Annotated in this window: 4 protein-coding genes; 3 read left to right on the top strand and 1 reads right to left on the bottom strand. The window is 68.0% G+C overall.

Translation table 11 applies throughout. From position 1 onward, the window contains the following. Nucleotides 1-247, bottom strand: a 247-nt coding sequence (locus ACESL5_RS09210) for a hypothetical protein (protein ID WP_372592484.1), incomplete at its 3' end; no start/stop codon positions are given. 226 nt (nt 248-473) lie between these two features. Here ACESL5_RS09210 and ACESL5_RS09205 point away from each other — a divergent pair. The 3 genes from ACESL5_RS09205 to ACESL5_RS09195 form a co-directional block, all read left to right on the top strand. Further along, nucleotides 474-1,445: a calcium/sodium antiporter gene (locus tag ACESL5_RS09205; protein WP_372592491.1), complete on the top strand. Its 972-nt coding sequence runs from the start codon at nt 474-476 to the stop codon at nt 1,443-1,445. Between the two features lie 52 nt (nt 1,446-1,497). Beyond that, on the top strand, nt 1,498-2,121 hold the full coding sequence (locus ACESL5_RS09200) for a class I SAM-dependent methyltransferase (protein ID WP_372592490.1): 624 nt from the start codon (nt 1,498-1,500) through the stop codon (nt 2,119-2,121). 30 nt (nt 2,122-2,151) lie between these two features. Next, nucleotides 2,152-3,029: zinc-binding alcohol dehydrogenase family protein (locus ACESL5_RS09195; protein ID WP_372592483.1), on the top strand; the 878-nt coding region annotated here is incomplete at its 3' end.

The raw sequence follows: 3,029 nt of genomic DNA, 5'->3' as shown, positions 1-3,029 counted from the left end.
CGGTCTGGTGGCGTTCCGGCCTGGAAAGGGGAGAGGGGGGCGTCGTGTCGGGTCGCTCGGCCCGGGACGGGGCTGCGGCCTCCGCTGCGGGTGCCTCGTCGAGCTCGATCCACTGCGCTGTCATGGGCTCTCCGCCCCCGGCGTGGTCCTCGATCGGTTCCGGGGCGGGTTGCCGGTTCACCAGGATCAACAGGCCGGCATGGATCAGCAGGCTGACCAGCAACCCGGCGAGAACCAGGCGCGGCATGCGGTGTCGGGGCATGGTGGAGCGGTCGGTCACGAAGGCAGGCCCGGGGTCGTCGAAATCGGAATCGGCAAGATCCTATGCAAATGCGGATGCGGTTGCAAACGTGAACGATTCGCACCTGAGTTAATCAGGGTGTTCCGGCTGTTCGTCGGGGGTGGGGATGCAGTAAAGTGCGAGGCAAATAGCCGGCGCGGTCGTCGCCGAAGGAAAGGCGGGAGGAATGTCGATGGGTCTTGCGGTGCTTGCGGTCCTGCTGGGGCTGGTGGTGTTGGTCTGGAGCGCGGATCGCTTCGTCGAGGGGGCGGCCGCCACGGCAAAGCACCTGGGCATGTCGCCCCTGCTGATCGGCATGGTGATCATGGGCTTCGGCACCTCCGCCCCGGAGATGGTGGTCTCGGTGATGGCCGCGATGGATGGCAGTCCCGGTATCGCGCTGGGTAACGCCTATGGGTCGAACATCGCCAACATCGCGTTGATCCTCGGTTTCACCGCGCTGCTCGCCCCGTTGATGGTTCATTCGCAGGTCATTCGCCGTGAGCTGCCCATCCTGCTGATGGTCACCGCCGTGGCGGCCTTTCAGGTTTCCGACGGCGAGATCACCCGCTTCGAGGCGATCGTGCTGCTGGTGCTGCTGGTCGGTCTGCTGGGCTGGAACATCTACCAGGGACGTCGCGGCAAGGTCGATGCACTGGGCGGCGAGGTCGAGCGGGAACTGGCCGCGCACCCGATGCCCATGAAAAAGGCGCTCGTGTGGGTGGCGATCGGCCTGCTCCTGCTGGTCGCCAGTTCGCGGCTACTGGTCTGGGGCGCGGTCGACATCGCGCAGTTCTTCGGCGTCTCCGACCTGGTCATCGGCCTGACCGTGGTGGCCATCGGCACTTCGCTGCCCGAGCTGGCCTCGTCGATTGCCGCCCTGCGCAAGAACGAGCACGACATGGTGCTGGGCAACGTGATCGGCTCGAACCTGTTCAACACCCTGGCGGTGGTCGGCCTGGCCGGCGTGATCCACCCGATGGCCGCCGAGCCGGAGGTCTTCACCCGCGACATGCTGGTGATGGGCGCACTGACCCTGGCGCTGTTCTTCTTCGCCTACGGCTTTCGCGGACCGGGACGGATCAATCGTATCGAGGGGGGCGTCCTGCTGGCGGCCTTCTTCGCCTACACGGCCTACTTGCTGAGCACGACCTTCGTCGCCTGAGATGACCCACGCCTGCCCGCTGTGTGAAACGCCGCTGTCACCCTTCTTGACCGTGGCGACGGGAAAGAGGACGGCCCGTCGGTCGCTGGCGTTCCTGGAGTGTCCCACCTGCCGGCTGGTGGTGCGTGACCCGGCCGCCTGGCCGGACCCTGCCGCCGAGCGGGCGCACTACCGGCTGCACGAGAACGACGCCGACGATCCGCATTACCGGCGGTTTCTCGCCCCGGCCTTCGAGCGGGTCCGGGACTGCCTGCGCCCCGGCGCACGCGGCCTGGACTTCGGTTGCGGTCCGGATTCGGCCATCGCCGCGCAGGCCGCCGAGGACGGCGTGCCGATGGCGGTTTTCGACCCGCTGTTTCATCCGGACGAGGGCGTGCTGCGCGACGGGCACTATGATGTGATCAGCTGCACGGAAACCGTCGAGCACCTGCATCGCCCGATGGCGGTGATGGCGCGGATCGAATCCCTGCTGCGTCCGGGCGGGCGGCTGGTGATCCAGACCGGATTCGCCCCGGAGGCGGAGGCCTTCGCCGGTTGGCACTACTGGCGCGATCCCACGCACGTGATCCTGTTCCGCCCCGAGACGTTCCGCTGGCTGGCAGCAATGCGCGGCTGGCAGGTGGTGGAGATCGCCCCGCCCGTGGTGGTGTTCGAGATGCCGTTGCCCGCTCACTGATTCACGGTTCACCAGGAAGGAGGGACTGTCATGAAAGCCATCGGCTTCGACCGACATCTGCCAATCGACCACGACCAGGCCTTCCAGGCCTGGGAACTGCCGGTCCCCGAGCCGGGGCCCCACGACCTGCGCGTGGCCGTGGAAGCGGTCTCCGTCAACCCGGTGGACACCAAGGTGCGTGCTCCACGGCATGCCGACCCGGATCATCCGGACAACCGCGCCGATCCCGCGCCGAGGATACTGGGCTTCGATGCGCTCGGGGTGGTGGATGCCGTGGGCTCGGCGGTCACGCGCTTTCGCCCCGGCGACGTGGTCTTTTATGCCGGCGACATCGGCCGGCCGGGCAGCAACGCCGAGTTTCAGCTGGTCGACGAGGCCATCGTGGGGCATGCCCCGCGTGCGATCGATGCGGCCGCGGCGGCCGCCCTGCCGCTGACCGCGCTGACCGCGTGGGAAACCCTGTTCGACCGGCTCGGCCTGTCCCCCGACGGGGCGGATGCGGGCACGCCCGTGTTGCTGATCAACGGCGCCGGCGGGGTGGGTTCGATGGCGATCCAGCTGGCTCGTGCCGCCGGGCTCACCGTGATCGCCACGGCGTCTCGCCCCGAATCGCAGGACTGGTGTCGTCAGCTTGGCGCCCACGAGGTGGTCGATCACTTCGGCGACCTGCCGGGGCAGCTGGCCGGGCGCGGCATCCGCGAGGTCCCCGCCATCGCCTGTTTCAACGACCTGGATCGCCATTACCCGGCCATGGCCACACTGGTTGCCCCCCAGGGGCGGATGGCCAGCATCGTCGGCAACAAGTCGCCGCTGCCGTTCCAGGAACTGCGCGACAAGAGCGTGGGCTTCTTCTGGGAATACATGTTCACCCGGCCGCGCTTCGATACCGCCGACAAGCACCGCCAGGG

The organism is Guyparkeria sp., assembly GCF_041687595.1.
GTDB lineage: Bacteria > Pseudomonadota > Gammaproteobacteria > Halothiobacillales > Halothiobacillaceae > Guyparkeria.
Note: the sequence above shows the minus strand (reverse complement) of the source record. Positions and strands in the feature narration are given on the sequence as shown.

What these genes read in the sequence shown, in the direction of transcription:
- ACESL5_RS09205 (WP_372592491.1), top strand. Translation starts at nt 474, where the DNA reads ATGGGTCTTGCGGTGCTTGCGGTCCTGCTGGGGCTGGTGGTGTTGGTC.